This window comes from Streptomyces sp. cg36, from assembly GCF_041080675.1.
Lineage (GTDB): Bacteria > Actinomycetota > Actinomycetes > Streptomycetales > Streptomycetaceae > Streptomyces.
This window is the reverse complement of record NZ_CP163520.1, coordinates 4,295,947-4,312,499: the sequence shown is the minus strand read 5'-3', so window position 1 is coordinate 4,312,499 and position 16,553 is coordinate 4,295,947. Positions and strand designations below refer to the sequence as shown.

The window sequence follows — 16,553 nt, the reverse complement described above, 5'->3', positions numbered from 1 at the left end:
GCGGGTGCGGCTACCCCACGGCCGCGTACGTCTCGTCCACGGCGTGCCGATAGGCGTACGCCTCGTCGTCGTCCACGGCGACGGACAGGATGCCCGTGCTGCGCTCGTATTCCGTGCGCGCCGTCTCCAGGAGACGGCGCCAGGACGTGACGGTGGGCCGTCGGCGCAGCAGTGCGCGGCGCTCCCGTTCCGTCATTCCGCCCCACACGCCGAATTCGACGCGGTTGTCCAGTGCGTCCGCGAGGCATTCGGTCCGCACCGGACATCCGGTGCACACCGCCTTCGCCCTGTTCTGAGCCGCACCCTGTACGAACAGTTCGTCCGGATCGGTAGTGCGGCAGGCTGCCTGCGCACTCCAGTCGGTTACCCAGCCCATGCCGGCGCCGTCCTCTCCCGAATCGAGGCTCCCCCACGGCGGCAGAGGCATATTCACCGCTGCCAGTTGAGGACGTTACGGAAGGTGGGCACAGCGCAACACCCCCTTCGGGCCCAATCTTGAATGGCCCGAACGGACTATGCGTACGCGGCAGATCACCCAACGGAGTGAGCTGGGGACATTCGTGAGGAACCCGGCCAATCGGGACGTTTCAGTTGAGCCACAACGGACGCCGAATGACGGATGAGGCGTAAAGGGACAGCAACGGACAGCAATTCCGGACGGGTGAACTCTGCCGAGGGTCTGACTACGACGTGGTGCGCAACCGCACTGCTGTGACAGCTGAGAGCAGCTTAGGCCAGAGCATTGACCCGTGTCCGGCGAATCAGAACGTAGGCTGCCCCCATGGCAAAGAAGCGCTCGGGCGGTGGTCTGACCGGGACCCAGCAGGCCGCGAAGTTCGTCGGAGTCAGTGTGCTGTCCGGAGCGGTGCTCGCGGGCATCGCGCTGCCGGCGTTCGGCGCGCTGGGTCTGGCGGCCAAGGGAACGGTCGAGGGGTTCGACGAGATCCCCGCCAATCTGAAGACCCCGCCGCTGAGTCAGCGCACCACCATCCTGGATTCCAAGGGCGGTCAGATCGCGACGGTGTACTCGCGCGACCGCACGGTGGTCCCGCTCGCGGACATCTCCCCGTACATGCAGAAGGCGATCGTCGCGATCGAGGACGCGCGGTTCTACGAGCACGGCGCGATCGACCTCAAGGGCGTGCTGCGCGCGCTCAACAAGAACGCGACCTCCGGCGGCGTGGCCCAGGGCGCTTCGACCCTCACCCAGCAGTACGTGAAGAACGTCTTCGTGGAGGAGGCGGGCGACGACCCCGACAAGGTCGCCGAGGCCACCCAGCAGACGCTCGGCCGCAAGGTCAAGGAGCTCAAGTACGCGATCCAGGTCGAGGAGGAGCTCGGCAAGAAGAAGATCCTGGAGAACTACCTCAACATCACGTTCTTCGGGCAGCAGGCGTACGGCGTGGAGGCCGCCGCCAAGCGCTACTTCTCCAAGTCCGCCAAGGACCTGACGCTGGAGGAGGCCGCCATGCTGGCGGGCATCGTCCAGTCGCCGAGCCGGTACGACCCGGTCAACGACTCCACCGAGGCCAAGAAGCGCCGGGACACGGTGCTCCAGCGGATGGCCGACAAGAAGGACATCTCGCAGGCCGAGGCGGACCGCGCCAAGGCCACGCCGATCAAGCTGAAGGTCTCCAAGCCGAAGAACGGCTGCATCACCGCCGTCAGCGGCGCGGGCTTCTTCTGCGACTACGTGCGCGAGGTCTTCCTCTCCGACCCGGTCTTCGGCAAGACCAAGGAGGAGCGGGCCAAGCTCTGGAACCAGGGCGGTCTCACCGTCCGCACGACCCTGGACCCGCAGGCCCAGAAGTCCACCCAGAACTCGATCAAGGACCACGTCTACCAGTCGGACAAGGTCGCCACGGCCGTCACGCTGGTCCAGCCCGGCACCGGCCGGATCACGGCGATGGGCCAGTCCCGCCCGTACGGCTTCGGCAACCACGAGACGCAGATCAACTTCTCGGTCAACAAGCAGATGGGCGGCTCGAACTTCGGCTTCCCGGTCGGCTCGACCTTCAAGCCGTTCCTGGCCGCGGCGGCGATCGAGGGCGGCAAGCCGCCGACCCAGCAGTACTCCTCGCCGTACGAGATGCCCTACCCGGCGTCGATCCCGACCTGCTCCGGCAAGCCGTGGCAGAACGTCGCCAACGAGAGCCTGGAGAACGAGAACGAGAGCGAGCACGGCCCGTACGCGCTGAAGGAGGCGATGGCCAAGTCGGTCAACACCTACTTCGTGCAGATGATCGGTGACGTCGGCCTCTGCCCGGTGTCGCAGATGACGGACAAGCTGAACGTGCTCCAGGGCAACGGCGCCAAGCTCCCGATGGTGCCCTCGGCGCTCACCCTCGGCTCGACCGGCATCTCGCCGCTGACCATGGCCAGCGCGTACGCGGCGTTCGCCAACCGGGGCACGTACTGCACGCCGGTCGCCATCGAGTCGATCAAGAAGGCGGACGGCAAGTCGCTGCCCGTCCCGCAGACCAAGTGCTCGCAGGCCATGTCGCAGAACACGGCGGACAGCATCAACACGCTGCTGCGCGGTGTGATCGACTCCGGTACGGGTACCCAGGCCGGTCTCCAGGACCGCGACAACGCGGGCAAGACCGGTACCACCGACCAGCGCAAGAACGCCTGGTTCGTCGGCTACACGCCGAACATGTCGGGCGCCGTGTGGGTGGGCAGCCCGCTGCAGAACGTCGAGATGGAGAACATCACCATCGGCGGCGAGTACCGCGACAAGGTGTTCGGCGGCCAGGTCCCCGGGCCGATCTGGAAGGACGCCATGACCGGCGCCCTCTCCGGCCTGCCGTCCCCCGGCTTCGTGTCGGTCGACATCCCCGACCCCCAGACGAAGGAGCCCCCGGCCAACGACGGCGGCGACAACGGCAAGGGGCAGGGCGGCCAGAACCAGGGCCGCGGCAAGGGCGGCAAGAAGCACCGCCCCGGCGGCGACAACAAGCCGGGCGGCGGCGGCCCGGGAACGCCCGACCCCGGCATCCCGCTCCCGCCGGGAGTGATCGGCGGCCAGACGACGGACGGCCAGATCGGCGGGAACTTCCCGTAGGGGGCGGGGGCGCGGCGGCGGGGCCGCCGCGGACCGGCTGACATGCGGAAGGGCCGCCCGGGAATCCCGGGCGGCCCTTCCGCGTGAGTGGTGCGTTGCGCGCGGGGAGCTGGAGGCTGGTGCGTGCGGCTGGTGGGCGGGGTGGCTCGGCCCATCGGGAGGCCGGGGCTCAGCCCGCCAGGAAGCCGGAGTGGCTGGGCCCATCCAGAAGCCGGGGCCCAGCCTGCCAGGAAGCCGGAGTGGCTCGGCCCGCCAAGAGGTTGGGGGGGGCTCGGCCCAACGGGAGGCCGACGCGGCACAGCCGACCAAAAGCCGGGTGGCTCGGCCCGCCAAGAGGCCGGGGCTCAGCCGCCAGGAGGCTGGGGTCGGCTCAGCCGGCAGAGGCCAGGGCGGCGCAGCCCCACCGGCATGCCGGGCGGCTCAGCCGCCAAAATGCTGGAGTGGCCCAGCCCGCCAAGAAGCCGGAGTGGCTCAGCCCGCCAAGAAGCTGGGCTGCTCAGCCCGCCAGGAGGGTCTTGACCGCCGCCGACACCCGGCCGCCGTCGGCGAGTCCCGCCACCTTCGGCTTCACGATCTTCATGACGGCGCCCATGGCCCGCGGCCCCTCGGCGCCCGCGGCCTTCGCCTCGGCCACGGCCTCCGCGACGATCTCATTGAGCTCGTCGTCGGTGAGCTGCTTGGGCAGGTAGGCGTCCAGGATCTCGCCCTCGGCCCGCTCCTTGGCCGCCGACTCGGTCCGACCGCCCTGGTCGAACGCCTCGGCCGCCTCGCGCCGCTTCTTCGCCTCCTTGGCGATGACCGTCAGCACCTCCTCGTCGGAGAGCTCGCGCGCGCTCTTGCCCGCGACCTCCTCCTTGGCGATGGCGGTGAGGGTCAGCCGCAGCGTGGACGAGCGGAGCTCGTCGCGCGCCTTCATGGCGGTGGTGAGGTCGTCCTTGAGCGTGGCCTTGAGCGTGGTCATGCGCCCAGTGTGTCAGGTGGCGCCCCCGGGGCGCGTGCCAGTTTCCCGCCGGGCGCGCGGAGCCGGGCGTACGCGGGGCGCGGGGCGGGGCGTACGGCGAGGCCCCGAGCCACCTGCGAAGACCGTAGGCGTACGTACGTCTGCAACGATGGGCGCATGCACGCGCGATACGGGATTCCCTTGAAGACAACGGCGGCGATCGCGGCGGTCGGCGCGGCCGGCATCGCCTACGCGGCGGGCTTCGAAGCCCGTTCGTTCCGGCTGCGACGGGTGACCGTACCGGTGCTGCCGAGAGGCTCGCGTCCCCTGCGCGTACTCCAGGTCTCCGACATCCACATGGTGAGCGGCCAGCGCAAGAAGCGCGCGTGGCTGCAGTCGCTGGCGGGCCTGCGTCCGGACTTCGTGGTGAACACCGGCGACAACCTGTCGGACACCGAGGGCGTGCCGGAGGTGCTGGACGCGCTGGGCCCGCTGATGGAGTTCCCCGGGGTGTACGTCTTCGGCTCGAACGACTACTACGGCCCCAAGCTGCGCAACCCCGCCCGCTATCTGCTGGAGAAGGTCCAGGGCAAGCACGGCCTGAACGGCAACCCGCCCGCGGTCGGCGTCGTCCACAACCCGTGGGAGGAGCTGCGGGACGCGTTCGACGCGGCGGGCTGGGTGGGGCTGAGCAACACCCGGGGCCGGCTGAAGCTGGACGGGATGGAGCTGGCGTTCACGGGCCTGGACGACCCGCACATCAAGCGGGACCGGTACGCGAGGGTGGAGGGCGGCCCGGAGGCGGACGCGGACCTCTCGATCGCGGTGGTCCACGCGCCCTATCTGCGCTGCCTGGACGCGTTCACGGCCGACGGCTACCCCCTGGTCCTGGCCGGCCACACCCACGGCGGCCAGCTGTGCGTCCCCTTCTACGGCGCCCTGGTCACCAACTGCGACCTGGACACGGACCGGGTGAAGGGCCTCTCCACCCACGAGTCCGGCGGCCACCGCTCCTATCTCCACGTCTCGGCGGGCTGCGGCACGAACCGCTACACCCCGGTCCGCTTCGCCTGCCCCCCCGAGGCCACGCTCCTCACCCTGACCCCCCGCCCCTGACCAGCCACAACCCCCAAACCAAGCCCCGCCCCCAAGCCCCCCACCGCACCCCGCACCCCCCACCCCGAAACCGGATTTCGTCTCCGGCCGCCGGTGGGCTAAAGTAAACGACGTCGCCGCGACAACCGGTGACAATCGGGGTGTAGCGCAGCTTGGCAGCGCGCTTCGTTCGGGACGAAGAGGTCGTGGGTTCAAATCCCGCCACCCCGACAGCTGTAACAGCAAGTGAGGCCCGGTACTGAGAAATCAGTACCGGGCCTGACTTGTTTCCCGGGCCGCCGGGGGGCGAACGGAGAGTCGGATCTCTCGGCACTCCGCTTCGCCGCCCACCCAGCGCCCCGCAAGGTCACACCAAACCAAAATGACTGGGTCAGGAGTGCCAGCGGTTGCGGCCGTCAGAGCCGGGGCCGCAGATCATGGGCGTGCCCTTCTTGGTGACGCCTACTGCTCCCGGCGTACTGCAGAACGAGCCGGGGTGGACGACACCCGCCCCGCCGCCGGAGGACGAGCCGCCGCTCGAACTGCCGCTCTCGGAGGAACCGGAGCCACCCGTACCGCTGCCACCGGTCGATCCGTTGTCCGGGGCGGGGTCGTGCGTGGGCGTGGGGTGCAGCTCGGTGCCCTCGCTCCGCGGGCACGCGGTGCCCGGTGCCACCAGGTGCAGGCTCGGGTCGGCGTACTTGCGTACGAGCGTCTTGCCCGCCGTCGGCCCCTGGAAGCAGACGATCCAGTCGTCATGGTCCTTGGGCAGCTCGACATCCGTGTAAGCACTGTACGCGCGGATGTCGCCGTCGATCAGCCGGCCGATCGCCCTCGACGCGTCCCCGTACGTCTCCGCCACGACGCGTGGCATCGGCGCCTCGCTCGGCGTCGGGGTCGGCGTGGGCCCGGCGGTCGTCGCGGAGGGGGTGGGGGACGCGGTCGCCGTCGCGATCGGCTTCGGTTCGGCCGCCGCCTCCTCCTGCTTCTTGGGCGGGTCCTGGAAGAGGATGAGCAGGAACCACAGGAGCGCCAGCGCCGAGGCGACGATCTTCGTCTTCGGCTTCCAGGGACTCAGCCACGCGAGCACGATGCCGGCCGGGGGGATGAAGACCAGCAGCACGGTGATCAGGGCCGGGTGCTGCCACCAGCGTCGGGAGGGCGCGTTGGGCGGGCCGTACGGGTGCGGCGAGTACGGGGACGAGGCGGACATGAGACTCCGGCGTGATGAGACGAGGACAGCCGGACACTTTAGCTTATTGGTCTAGTCCATTCCGGAGATCGGGAGATTCGACCGATCGCACCGCCTTCACCCTTCGGCCCCACGAAGGCGCTCACGCATGGTCACAGGAGCGTCACAAGGCGAAACGTACGGGTGCTCTCGTGGCTGACCGGAAAGAAAATGCCACTCTACGTTTTCCGGGATCGCCGGGCGCCTGTGCGCCGGGCGTCCCAGGGCGAGGGGTGCGGAATGATCACTTGTCGTTTCAATCCGCCGCCGGGTTGGCCTGTGCCACCTGCGGGATGGGTGCCGCCGTCGGACTGGCGGCCCGAGCCCTCGTGGCCTCCGCTGCCCGCGGGATGGCAACTGTGGCTCCCCGAGCGCGACTTCGCAGCCGACGCCCTCGTCAGCGGTTCGGCCGCAGGCTCCGCGGTGCCGCCGCCAAGGAGAGGCGGACTGTTCGGGCGGCGTCGTGCGGATGCCGCGTCCGAGGCCGAGGAGCTGCGGGCGTGGATCGCGAGGACGCAGGGCCTGGATGCCGCCCGGGTCTCGGTACTCGTACGGCAGGTCGAGGCGGAGGCCGCCGCGCTGCGGGAGAAGGCGTCCGCCGAGGTCGCCGAGGAGGCCGAGGGGATCCGCAAGGACGCGCGCGAGACGGCGAAGGAGATCCTCGACGACGCGCGCCGCACGGCCAAGGAGACCGAGCGCGTACGCAAGGAGGCCGACCGGCACCGCAAGGACGTCGCCGAAGCCGGGCGCCGGCTCGCCGAGTTGCGGGCCCGGATCGTCAACGCCGACGAGACCGCCATGCTGCAGGAGGCCGGGATCTACGCCTACCGGCATGCCCTGCACGACGCGATCGCCTACCGCAGCCGGCTCGACACGTTGCAGACCGAGATCAAGTCGCTGGCCCGTGCGGGGCGCGCCGTGAAGGCGGCCACGGACTGGACGGTCAACGGCTCCAAGCGCGAGGGCCAGAAGATGGTCCGGGACTTCTCCAAGCTGATGCTGCGCGCCTACAACGCCGAAGCCGACTACGCCGTGCGTTCGATGCGGCCGCACCGGCTGGATTCCCTGGTGGACCGGCTCTTCAAGAGCCGCGAGACGATCGCCCGGCTGGGCACCACCATGCACATCCGGATCACCGACGAGTACCACAACGCGCGCGTGCGGGAGTTGGAGCTCACCGCGGACTTCCTGCAGAAGAAGGAAGAGGAGAAGGAGGCGCAGCGCGAGGCGCGCGCCCGGGAGCGTGAGGAGGCGGCGGTCCAGCGCGAACTCGACCGGCAGCGCGAGAAGCTGAACAAGGAACAAGGCCACTACCAGGCAGCACTTGAACGCCTGCGCCAACGCGGCGACGCGGCGGGAGTGGCCGAGCTGGAGGCCAAACTCGCCGAGATCGAGACCGCCCTGCGGGACGTCGAGTCCCGCGCGGCCAACGTCCGCGCCGGCTATGTGTACGTCATCTCGAACATCGGCGCCTTCGGCGATCGCATGGTGAAGATCGGCATGACACGTCGGCTCGAACCCCTGGAGCGCGTCTACGAGTTGAGCGGCGCGGCCGTCCCGTTCCGCTTCGATGTCCACGCCCTGATCTTCAGCAAGGACGCCGTCGGCCTGGAGTCGGAGCTCCATCGGCACTTCGCTTCGCAGCGGGTCAACCAGGTCAACAGCCGTAAGGAATTCTTCTATGCCACCCCGGCCGAAGTGCGCGAGGCGCTGCAGCAGTTCGCCGGACAGCACCTGATCGAGTTCACCGAGGAACCCCATGCGCTCGAATGGCGGGCCGGGCGGCGCAGGGGCGAAGCCGGTGTGCCCGGCGCGGGCGCACGAGGAGTCGCAGACCGGCCGTCATGACGGCCGACGGCGCCTCACTACGATCAACGTCATGGACTGGCTGGAGCGTGTCGCGAAGCTGAGGCAGTGGAGCCGGGAGGGGGCGCGGGCACCGCACAAGCCGTTGCTGCTGCTGTACGCACTGGGCCGTTTCCAGGCCGATGCCGCGGACGAGTTGCCGTACACCGCGGTGGAGGCGGATCTGAAGCGACTGCTGGTGGAGTACGGTCCGCCGCGGGGGACCACGCCCGCCTATCCGTTCCACCACCTGGTCAGCGACGGGGTGTGGGAGGTACGGACCGAGCGCGGTGTCGGCAGCCCGGGCACCGGGGTGCGGGAACTGCGGTCCAGCCGGGCCACCGGGCGCCTGGCCCCGGACCTTCGGGCGGCGCTCCGGCGGGAGCCGTCGCTGCTGGCCCGCATGGCGAGGGTGCTGCTGGACCTGCACTTCCCGGCGTCGCTGCACCAGGACCTGTGCGACGCGGTGGGCCTGGAACTGGAACGGGCGGAGACCGACGCTCCGGCAGCTCCCGGGAGGCGGCAGCGGGACCGGCGGATGCGGGAGTTGGTGCTGACCGCGTACGAGTACCAGTGCGCCTTCTGCGGCTACGACGGGATGATCGGTACGGCGCCCGTCGGACTGGAGGCGGCGCACGTGCGCTGGTGGGCGTTCGACGGGCCTGACGACGTCGACAACGGAGTGTGTCTCTGCTCGCTGCACCACAAGCTCTTCGACAAGGGTGTCCTGGGCATAGGCGAGGGCCATCGCATCCTGGTCTCGCAGCGGTTCATCGGCCGCAGTCGGGCGGCCCGCGAGCATGTCACAGCACTCGCGGGCCGAGAGCTCATGGGCCCGCAACCCGGCACCCGGCCCGTCGCGGAGTCCCATCGCTCGTGGCACACCAGCCAGGTCTTCCACGGCAGCCGGCGCCCCAGCGCCGCCTGACCTGATGTCTCCCGGGGGTCCTCCCCCCTCCGGAGAGAGGGCCTCCGGCCGTACCCCTCGGCGCGGAGACCCGTCCACCAGACCCAGCTCAGACCCCTTGTGGATGCATCCGCGTATCCGATACGTTCCTGTATCCAAGGAGGTCGCCCCCATGACCCGCACCGCCGCCCCCAAGCCCCCCTCCCCCCGGCGCGCCCGGACTCGGCGGTTGTTGCTTGAGGCTGCTCTGGGGGTGTTCGCCGAGGAAGGGTTCGGGCGGTCCACCGTGGAGCAGGTCTGTGAGCGGGCCGGGTTCACCCGCGGGGCCTTCTACTCCAACTTCACCTCGCTCGACGAGCTCTTCCTCGCCATGTGGGAGGAGCGCTCCACCCGGCTGCTCGCCGATGTGCGCGAGGCGCTCGCCGAGGTGTCGGGGGCCGCGCCCGAGGACGCCGTGCGGGCGGCGCTGCGGGCGATCCCCGTGGACGACGCCTGGTACCGGGTGACCGCCGAGTTCACCGCGCACGCCCTGCGCAACCCGTCGCTGCGGCGCGTGATGGCCGCCCGCGAACAGGCCGTCCAGGACGCGGTCCTGCCCGTCGTCGTGGACGCGCTGGAGCGCGCCGGGCGGCGGGTCGGCGACCGCGACGTCCTCGGCCAGGCGCTCGTCGCGGTCCACGACGGCACCGCCGTCCAGGTCCTGCTCGACCCCGGCAGCGACGTGGTCCGCGCCCGCCGGGAAGCCCTGTTCCAACACGTTCTCGACGCCTACAGCACCCCGGTGACGGCCGGCCAGGGGCCCGAGAGCGGCGCTTCACCGTCCTGACCCCAGACTCCAACCATCCAGGAGGCCGCCGTGAGTGACGACGCCGATGTCATCGTCGTGGGAGCCGGGCTCGCCGGGCTCGTCGCCACGTACGAACTCGTCCGCGCGGGACGCAAGGTGCTCGTCGTCGACCAGGAGAACGAGGCCAACCTCGGCGGCCAGGCGTTCTGGTCGCTGGGCGGGCTGTTCTTCGTCGACAGCCCCGAACAGCGCCGGATGGGCGTGCGCGACTCCTACGACCTCGCGCTCTCCGACTGGCTGGGCTCCGCCGCCTTCGACCGCGAGCGCGAGGACCACTGGCCCCGCCAGTGGGCGAAGGCGTACGTGAACTTCGCCGCCGGCGAGAAGCGCGGCTATCTGTACGGGCTCGGGCTGCGGGTCACGCCGACCGTCGGGTGGGCCGAGCGCGGCGCGGGCACGGCGGGCGGCCACGGCAACTCCGTACCCCGCTTCCACCTCACCTGGGGCACCGGCCCCGAGGTCGTGCGGGTGTTCCGGGAGCCCGTCCTGGCCGCCGCCGCGCGCGGGCTGGTCACCTTCAGGTACCGCCACCGCGTGGACGGCCTGGTCGTCGAGAACGGCGCGGCCGTCGGAGTGCGCGGCAGTGTGCTCGTACCGTCGTCCGAGCCGCGCGGGGTCGCCTCCTCCAGGGAGGTCGACGGCGAGTTCGAGCTGCGCGCGCAGGCCGTGGTGGTCACCTCCGGCGGCATCGGCGGCGATCACGAACTGGTGCGCAGGAACTGGCCGGTGGAGCGGATGGGCCCCGCCCCGCGCTCCATGGTCACGGGCGTGCCCGCGTACGTGGACGGGCGGATGCTCGGGATCGCCGAGGGCGCGGGCGCCTCGATCGTCAACCGGGACCGGATGTGGCACTACACCGAGGGGCTCAGGAACTGGGACCCCGTCTGGCCAGGCCATGGGATCCGGATCATCCCGGGGCCGTCGTCGCTGTGGCTGGACGCCAACGGCAAGCGGCTGCCCGCGCCGCTCTTCCCCGGCCACGACACGCTCGGCACGCTCAAGCACATCGTGGCGACCGGGCACGACCACACCTGGTTCGTGCTGACGCGGTCGATCGTGGAGAAGGAGTTCGCGCTCTCCGGCTCCGAGCAGAACCCCGACATCACCGGCAAGGACCTCAAACTCGTGCTCTCGCGGGTACGCAAGGGCGCGCCCGGACCGGTGCAGGCGTTCCTGGACCACGGCGAGGACTTCGTGGTGCGCCGCACCCTGCGCGACCTGGTCGAGGGCATGAACGCGATCTCGCCCGGCCCCAAGCTCGAACTCGACGCGGTGGAGCGGGAGATCGTGGCGCGCGACCGCGAGATCGACAACAGCTACTCCAAGGACTTCCAGGTCATGTCGATGCGCAACGCGCGCGCGTACTGGCCCGACCGCGTCACCCGGGTCGCCAAGCCGCACCGCCTGCTCGACCCGGCGCACGGGCCACTGATCGCGGTCCGGCTGAACGTCCTGACGCGCAAGACGCTCGGCGGTCTGGAGACCACGCTGGAGTCGCAGGTGGTGCGGCCGGACGGGACCCTGTTCGAGGGGCTGTACGCGGCCGGGGAGGTCGCCGGGTTCGGCGGCGGCGGGGTCCACGGCTACAACGCGCTGGAGGGCACCTTCCTCGGCGGCTGCATCTTCTCCGGCCGGGCCGCCGGCCGCGCCCTCGCACGGCGGCTGGCGTGAGCGCGGCGGCGGGCTCGGCCCCGGGCACGGGCGCGGCTGGTGCTGCCGCCCCGCGTACCGCGCTGGTCACCGGCGCCTCCTCCGGCATCGGCGCGGCCGTCGCCGCCGCCCTGGTGGCGCGCGGCCACCGGGTCCTGGGCACCAGCCGGGACCCCGGGAAGGTGGAGCGGCCGGTGCCGGGCGTGGAGTATCTGGCGCTCGACCTCACCGACTACGCCTCGATCGAGGCGTGCGCCGACGCCGCCGGGGACGTGGACGTCCTCGTCAACAACGCGGGCGAGAGCCAGAACGGGCCGTTCGAGGAGCTGCCCATGGACGCGGTGGAGCGCGTCTTCCGGCTGAACGTGTTCGGCGCCGTCCGCCTGACCCAGCTCCTGCTGCCCGGCATGCGCGCCCGGGGGTACGGGCGGGTGGTGATGGTCGGCTCGATGCTGGCCAGCTTCCCGCTCGCCTACCGCTCCTCGTACGTGGCGTCCAAGGCGGCCCTGAAGGGGTTCGCGAGCGCGGCGCGGCGGGAGGTGGCGCCGTACGGGGTGGGGATCACCACGGTCGAGCCGGGCTCGATCCGCACCGGGATCAGCGAGCGGCGCACGCAGTACCTCCGCGAGGGCTCGCCGTTCACCGGGGAGTACAAGACGATGCTGGCCGCGCTCAACGCCAATGAGGAGAAGGGGATTTCGCCCGAGCTGGTCGCCGCGACCGTGGTGAAGGCGGTGTCGGACGCCCGCCCCCGGCCGCTGTACGCGGTGGGCAGCAACGCGCCGCTGGTCTTCGCCCTGCGGCGGCTGCTCCCGCGCGGCGCCGCCGAACGGATGGTGGCCCGTCGGCACGGGCTGCGCTGAGCGGGCCCGCCCGAACCTGCGGGCGGCGCCGCTCCAACCTGTCGCTGCGTCCTACTCGTTGACCAGCACCGGTACGGAGAGGACCGCGCTGGCCGGGGTGCCCGTCAGCGGGGACTTCGGTACGGCGGTGAAGTCGATCCCGGCGCCCTCGGCGCGCGGTGCGGCGTGTCCGGCGGTGCCGTGGGCGGCCTCGCCCGCCTCGCCCTCCTCCGCGTACTGGAAGCTTCCCGTGCCGACCAGCCGGCCGCGCTCGTCGTAGAACGCGGCGCGCAGCTCCAGCGCGAGCACGTCGCTGACGTCGGAGGTGATGGCGAAGTGGCCGGTGACGGCGGGCTTGCCGGTGAGCTTGAGGGCGCTGACCCGCACCCGGTCGGTGAACGGGCCCTGCTCCAGCGTCACTTCGCCCTTGGCCGGGATCTTCGCCAGGCTCGCGGCGGGTGCGGGCGCGCCCTTGGGGGCGGGGAAGGTGACGGCCGGGGCCGCCGCCTGCTCGGCCCGGACGGGCTGCTGCGGGCCGGAGTCGGCCTTGTCGCCGGAGCCCCCGCAGGCCGTGGTGAGGGCCAGGGCGGTCAGCGCGAGCGCGGCCAGACGGATCGAGCGGTTCACTGCGTACTCCTGTGTCACTGGTACGGGGCCGGGAGAGGGGTGGTCCCCCGGCCCCGGGTAGGGCCGCGTCGGGTCAACGCCCGCGCTGCGCCATGGGGTTGGCCGCGCCGTTCCACGGTGCCGTTTCACGGCGCTGTTTCACGTGAAACAGCGCGGCCGTGCCTCGGCCGTGTCAGCCGCGCGGCGCCCGGCCGAACAGCGAGCGGTACATCTTGCCGTACAGCTCGGTGTTGATCTGGCTGGCCGCGAAGCGCTCGGCGCCCGGGCCGTACGCGTAGATCGGGACGTCCGCGCCGGTGTGGTTGCCCGAGAGGTAGGTCAGCCAGAGGCTCGCGTCGGGGCTGCCGTCCTTGACGCCCGCCGGGTCGTCCGGGGTGCGGAAGGTGGCCGGGGCGAAGTTCTTGGCGTCGCCCGAGCCGGTGCCGTTCAGGATGCCGGACGAGCGGACCGGGTCCTTGGCGCCCGACTTGTCGCGCGAGGGCGTCGAGTTGTTCGCCGGGTTGCCCGCGTCCGTGTTGGCCGGGGGCGCGACGGACTCGGCGTTGGTGTACGTGCCCTTCTCGATGATGTTGAAGCCCGCGCACTCGTGGTCGGCGGTCACGATGACCAGCGTGTGCCCGTCCTTCTTCGCGAAGTCGTACGCCGCCTTGACCGCGTCGTCGAACGCCTTGACCTCGGCGAGCGTCTGGGCCGCGTCGTTGGCGTGCGAGCGCTTGTCGATCTGGGCGCCCTCGATCTGGAGGAAGAAGCCCTTCTTGGACCGGCCGTTGAGCAGGTCGATCGACTTCTTCGCCATGTCGACGAGCGTCGGCTCCTTCTTCTGCGGGGCGTCCGCCGGGAGCCCGGCCTTGGCCTGCTCCACCGTCAGGTTGCCGCGGTTGAAGAGGCCGACGACCTTCTTGCCCTTGACCGCGTCGAGGTCGGCCTTGGTGGCGACCTGCTGGCTGGCGGCCGTCTGCGCGGGCAGCTTCGGGTCGCCGAAGCTGCCGAGCACCTGGTAGCCCTGGGCCTGGAGCGCCTTCTGGTCGTCCGGCTCGAAGCGGGCCAGGCCGCCGCCGAGGACGACGTCCGCGGTGCCGTTGCGCGCGATCTGCTCGGCGACCGGCGTGATCAGCGTCTTGTCCGCGGGGGCCTTCTCGTACGAGCCGTCCGCGTTCTTCGGGAGGCAGGCCGCGTCCGAGTAGACCGGGCCCTGGCAGCCGCGCAGCAGCACATGGCTGAACTGGGCGCCCGGGGTGGCGTCGGTGATCTCGGCGGTGGAGACGTTGCCGGTGGCGAAGCCGGCCTGCTTGGCCTGCTCCATGAGCGTGGCGCGGCGCCGCTCGTACGAGTCCACGCCGAGCGCCGCGTTGTAGGTCTTCACACCGGAGGACCAGGCGGTCGCGGAGCTGGCCGAGTCGGTGACCAGCGCGGGCTGGTCGGAACCCTTCTCGACGGCGTACGTGGCGACCGCGCCGGTGAACGGCAGGCGCTCCATGTTCAGCTTGCCCTGGGCGCCGTAGTAGCGCTCGCGGCCCGCCGTCACATGGGTGCGGCCCATGCCGTCACCGAGGAGGTAGATGACGTTGCGTATCTCCTGGCCGTGGCCCGGGAACGGGCGGCCACCCTGCTGCGGGGCGGAGTTGGCCGTGACGGCGCTGCCCGCCGCGACGGCGGAGGCCAGCGCCACCACCGTCAGCGCCTTGCGGCGCTTGTTTCCCATGGATCTCATGGCCGCGAAGCTATGAGCCGAATGTGAACGAGTTGTGAGGTGCGGGCGTACGGCGGACGAACGGCTTTACTCCTGTATGAACTTCTTTACGCACACGTGGTGTTAACGGCCCGCCCGGACCGGAGGTTCCCGGTGTCCTCGGCGGCCCTTGGCGGCCTTTGGCGGCCTTGGCGGCCTTGGTGGACGCGGTGACCGCAGCGGCCTTGGTGGCCGCGGCGGGTCAGCCGTACGACAGGTTGGAGCAGACGTCATCGTCGGCCGAGCGGGCCTTCTCGGCGACCTGGGAGGGGACGGCGGCGGGCGCGGCCGGGCCGGCGTCCGGGGCGGCGGCGTACTTCGACCCCAGGATGACGGTGAGCCCCGCCTTGGCCGGGCGCAGCAGCGCGCCGGGGAAGCGCTGGGCCAGGGCGTCGGCGTGGGCGCGCTCGCCCGGCCCGTACTCGATCACGGTGTGCTCGAAGTCCTGGGTGGCGGCGGTGGCGGTGCCGGTGACCGTGTAGCCGCCCGCCTTCAGCGCGTCGGCGGCGCGGGCGGCCAGGCCCTTGGTGGTGGTGCCGTTGTAGACGGCGACGGCCGTTCCGGCGCCCGACGGCGGGGCGGTGGGGCTGGGGCTCGGCCCCTTGTCGTCGGACTTGCCGTCCGACTGCTTGCCGCCCGCGTCCTTGCCGTCGACGGTCCGGTCCGCGCGCAGGGCCGCGAAGAGCGCCTCGGCCTCCGGCTTCACCATCGCCACGCGCGCGCCCTCGTACCGCCAGGGCAGGGTGACGAACTTGGTGTTGTGCAGATCGATGTTCTTCATCGACATGGCGAAGGAGATCAGCTTGTCGGCGGAGCCGAGGCCCGGGTCGACGGTCATGGACTGGGTGGCGGCCTTGGCGAGCGGGAACAGGGTGGTCGGGTCGAGCCCCTTCGACTTGACCTTCTTCATGAGGCTGGAGATGAACGCCTGCTGGCGCTGGATCCGGCCGATGTCGGAGCCGTCGCCTATGCCGTGCCGGATGCGTACGTAGTCGAGCGCCTTCTGGCCCGAGACGTCCTGGACGCCCTTGGCGAAGATGCGCTCCCCGCGCGCGTGCCGGTTGGGGTTGAGGTCGCCCTCGTAGACGTCCTTGGGGAGGCACACCTGGACGCCGCCGACGGCCTTGGTCATCTTGGCGAAGCCCGCGAAGTCCACGACGACGGTGTGGTCCACGCGCAGCCCGGTCAGCTTCTCGACGGTGTTCTGGGTGCAGGCCGGGTTGCCCCGGGCCGTGTCGCCGACGGAGAACGCCGAGTTGAACATCACGTTGTGCTGGGTCTTGGTCCAGTTGCCGTTCGGCAGCTTGCAGGGCGGTACGTCGACGAGGGTGTCGCGGGGGATGGAGACCGCCGTGGCGTGCTTGTGGTCGGCGTGCACGTGCATGAGGAAGGCGGTGTCGGAGCGGCCGATGTCGCCCTTGCCGTGGCCGTACTCCTCGTTGTCGCCCGCGCGCGAGTCCGAGCCGATGACCAGGACGTTCTGGCCCTTGAGCGAGGCGGCCGGGCGGTCGCCGGAGACACCGCCGTCGTCGAAGGTGCGGATGTCGCCGTTGAGCTGGAAGTAGACCCAGCCGAGCCCGGCCACCACCAGGACGAGCAGCGACACCAGGATGGCGAGGACCAGCCGCAGCCGGCCGCGTCTGCGACGCCCGGCCGGGGGCGCGCCTGCGGCGCCTTCCCCGCCGCGACCGCGCGCATGTCCCGCCTTGTGGCTGCCTGCCATCGTGTACGCCCTCATCCGTGTCCGCTTGGTTGTACAGTTGCGCAATGTAGCAA

13 protein-coding genes and 1 tRNA gene are annotated in these 16,553 nt (G+C 71.1%); 8 read left to right on the top strand and 6 right to left on the bottom strand.

The window, feature by feature from the left end; genetic code table 11:
* Nucleotides 1-10: 10 nt before the first annotated feature.
* Nucleotides 11-376 carry a WhiB family transcriptional regulator gene (locus AB5J87_RS19250; protein ID WP_369378056.1) on the bottom strand — a complete coding sequence of 122 codons (366 nt, stop codon included), beginning with the start codon at nucleotides 374-376 and terminating at the stop codon, nucleotides 11-13.
* A 405-nt stretch (nucleotides 377-781) separates the two neighbouring features.
* Between AB5J87_RS19250 and AB5J87_RS19245 the strand changes: the two genes are divergently transcribed.
* Nucleotides 782-3,064, top strand: a complete 2,283-nt coding sequence (locus AB5J87_RS19245) for a transglycosylase domain-containing protein (RefSeq protein WP_369378054.1) — start codon at nucleotides 782-784, stop codon at nucleotides 3,062-3,064.
* A gap of 496 nt (nucleotides 3,065-3,560) precedes the next feature.
* Here the strand turns inward: AB5J87_RS19245 and AB5J87_RS19240 are convergent, their stop codons facing one another.
* A complete protein-coding gene (locus tag AB5J87_RS19240; RefSeq protein ID WP_369378053.1) occupies nucleotides 3,561-4,025 on the bottom strand; it encodes a GatB/YqeY domain-containing protein in 465 nt (154 codons plus the stop codon).
* 156 nt (nucleotides 4,026-4,181) lie between these two features.
* On the opposite strand from AB5J87_RS19240, the gene AB5J87_RS19235 reads away from it, so the two are divergent.
* Both AB5J87_RS19235 and AB5J87_RS19230 read left to right on the top strand, forming a co-directional pair.
* On the top strand, nucleotides 4,182-5,120 hold the full coding sequence (locus tag AB5J87_RS19235; protein ID WP_369378052.1) for a metallophosphoesterase: 939 nt from the start codon (nucleotides 4,182-4,184) through the stop codon (nucleotides 5,118-5,120).
* 136 nt (nucleotides 5,121-5,256) lie between these two features.
* Nucleotides 5,257-5,330 (top strand) — tRNA-Pro (locus AB5J87_RS19230).
* Between the two features lie 160 nt (nucleotides 5,331-5,490).
* Here AB5J87_RS19230 and AB5J87_RS19225 read toward each other — a convergent pair.
* Nucleotides 5,491-6,312, bottom strand: a complete 822-nt coding sequence (locus AB5J87_RS19225) for a hypothetical protein (protein ID WP_369378051.1) — start codon at nucleotides 6,310-6,312, stop codon at nucleotides 5,491-5,493.
* A 315-nt stretch (nucleotides 6,313-6,627) separates the two neighbouring features.
* On the opposite strand from AB5J87_RS19225, the gene AB5J87_RS19220 reads away from it, so the two are divergent.
* The 5 genes from AB5J87_RS19220 to AB5J87_RS19200 all read left to right on the top strand — a co-directional run bounded on the left by AB5J87_RS19220 (nucleotide 6,628) and on the right by AB5J87_RS19200 (nucleotide 12,442).
* On the top strand, nucleotides 6,628-8,178 hold the full coding sequence (locus tag AB5J87_RS19220; RefSeq protein WP_369378049.1) for a DUF4041 domain-containing protein: 1,551 nt from the start codon (nucleotides 6,628-6,630) through the stop codon (nucleotides 8,176-8,178).
* Between the two features lie 31 nt (nucleotides 8,179-8,209).
* Nucleotides 8,210-9,103: a phosphorothioated DNA-binding restriction endonuclease gene (locus tag AB5J87_RS19215; RefSeq protein ID WP_369378047.1), complete on the top strand. Its 894-nt coding sequence runs from the start codon at nucleotides 8,210-8,212 to the stop codon at nucleotides 9,101-9,103.
* A gap of 151 nt (nucleotides 9,104-9,254) precedes the next feature.
* A complete protein-coding gene (locus AB5J87_RS19210; RefSeq protein ID WP_369378045.1) occupies nucleotides 9,255-9,908 on the top strand; it encodes a TetR/AcrR family transcriptional regulator in 654 nt (217 codons plus the stop codon).
* 30 nt (nucleotides 9,909-9,938) lie between these two features.
* Nucleotides 9,939-11,600 carry an FAD-binding dehydrogenase gene (locus tag AB5J87_RS19205; RefSeq protein ID WP_369378044.1) on the top strand — a complete coding sequence of 554 codons (1,662 nt, stop codon included), beginning with the start codon at nucleotides 9,939-9,941 and terminating at the stop codon, nucleotides 11,598-11,600.
* Complete coding sequence (locus AB5J87_RS19200) at nucleotides 11,597-12,442, top strand: SDR family oxidoreductase (protein ID WP_369378042.1); 846 nt, start codon at nucleotides 11,597-11,599, stop codon at nucleotides 12,440-12,442. The genes AB5J87_RS19205 and AB5J87_RS19200 overlap by 4 nt, the downstream gene beginning before the upstream one ends.
* Before the next feature lie 51 nt (nucleotides 12,443-12,493).
* Here the strand turns inward: AB5J87_RS19200 and AB5J87_RS19195 are convergent, their stop codons facing one another.
* The 3 genes from AB5J87_RS19195 to AB5J87_RS19185 all read right to left on the bottom strand — a co-directional run bounded on the left by AB5J87_RS19195 (nucleotide 12,494) and on the right by AB5J87_RS19185 (nucleotide 16,500).
* A complete protein-coding gene (locus AB5J87_RS19195; RefSeq protein WP_369378040.1) occupies nucleotides 12,494-13,048 on the bottom strand; it encodes a hypothetical protein in 555 nt (184 codons plus the stop codon).
* Nucleotides 13,049-13,220: 172 nt separating this feature from the next.
* On the bottom strand, nucleotides 13,221-14,759 hold the full coding sequence (locus AB5J87_RS19190) for an alkaline phosphatase (protein ID WP_369378039.1): 1,539 nt from the start codon (nucleotides 14,757-14,759) through the stop codon (nucleotides 13,221-13,223).
* Nucleotides 14,760-14,979: 220 nt separating this feature from the next.
* Nucleotides 14,980-16,500, bottom strand: coding sequence for an LCP family protein (locus AB5J87_RS19185; protein ID WP_369378038.1), 1,521 nt, complete (start codon nucleotides 16,498-16,500; stop codon nucleotides 14,980-14,982).
* Nucleotides 16,501-16,553: the final 53 nt, after the last annotated feature.

Coding starts and splice junctions, on each gene's coding strand:
- AB5J87_RS19185 (WP_369378038.1), bottom strand. CDS start 16,500: ATGGCAGGCAGCCACAAGGCGGGACATGCGCGCGGTCGCGGCGGGGAA.
- AB5J87_RS19210 (WP_369378045.1), top strand. CDS start 9,255: ATGACCCGCACCGCCGCCCCCAAGCCCCCCTCCCCCCGGCGCGCCCGG.
- AB5J87_RS19240 (WP_369378053.1), bottom strand. CDS start 4,025: ATGACCACGCTCAAGGCCACGCTCAAGGACGACCTCACCACCGCCATG.
- AB5J87_RS19225 (WP_369378051.1), bottom strand. CDS start 6,312: ATGTCCGCCTCGTCCCCGTACTCGCCGCACCCGTACGGCCCGCCCAAC.
- AB5J87_RS19250 (WP_369378056.1), bottom strand. CDS start 376: ATGGGCTGGGTAACCGACTGGAGTGCGCAGGCAGCCTGCCGCACTACC.
- AB5J87_RS19215 (WP_369378047.1), top strand. CDS start 8,210: ATGGACTGGCTGGAGCGTGTCGCGAAGCTGAGGCAGTGGAGCCGGGAG.
- AB5J87_RS19245 (WP_369378054.1), top strand. CDS start 782: ATGGCAAAGAAGCGCTCGGGCGGTGGTCTGACCGGGACCCAGCAGGCC.
- AB5J87_RS19190 (WP_369378039.1), bottom strand. CDS start 14,759: ATGAGATCCATGGGAAACAAGCGCCGCAAGGCGCTGACGGTGGTGGCG.
- AB5J87_RS19235 (WP_369378052.1), top strand. CDS start 4,182: ATGCACGCGCGATACGGGATTCCCTTGAAGACAACGGCGGCGATCGCG.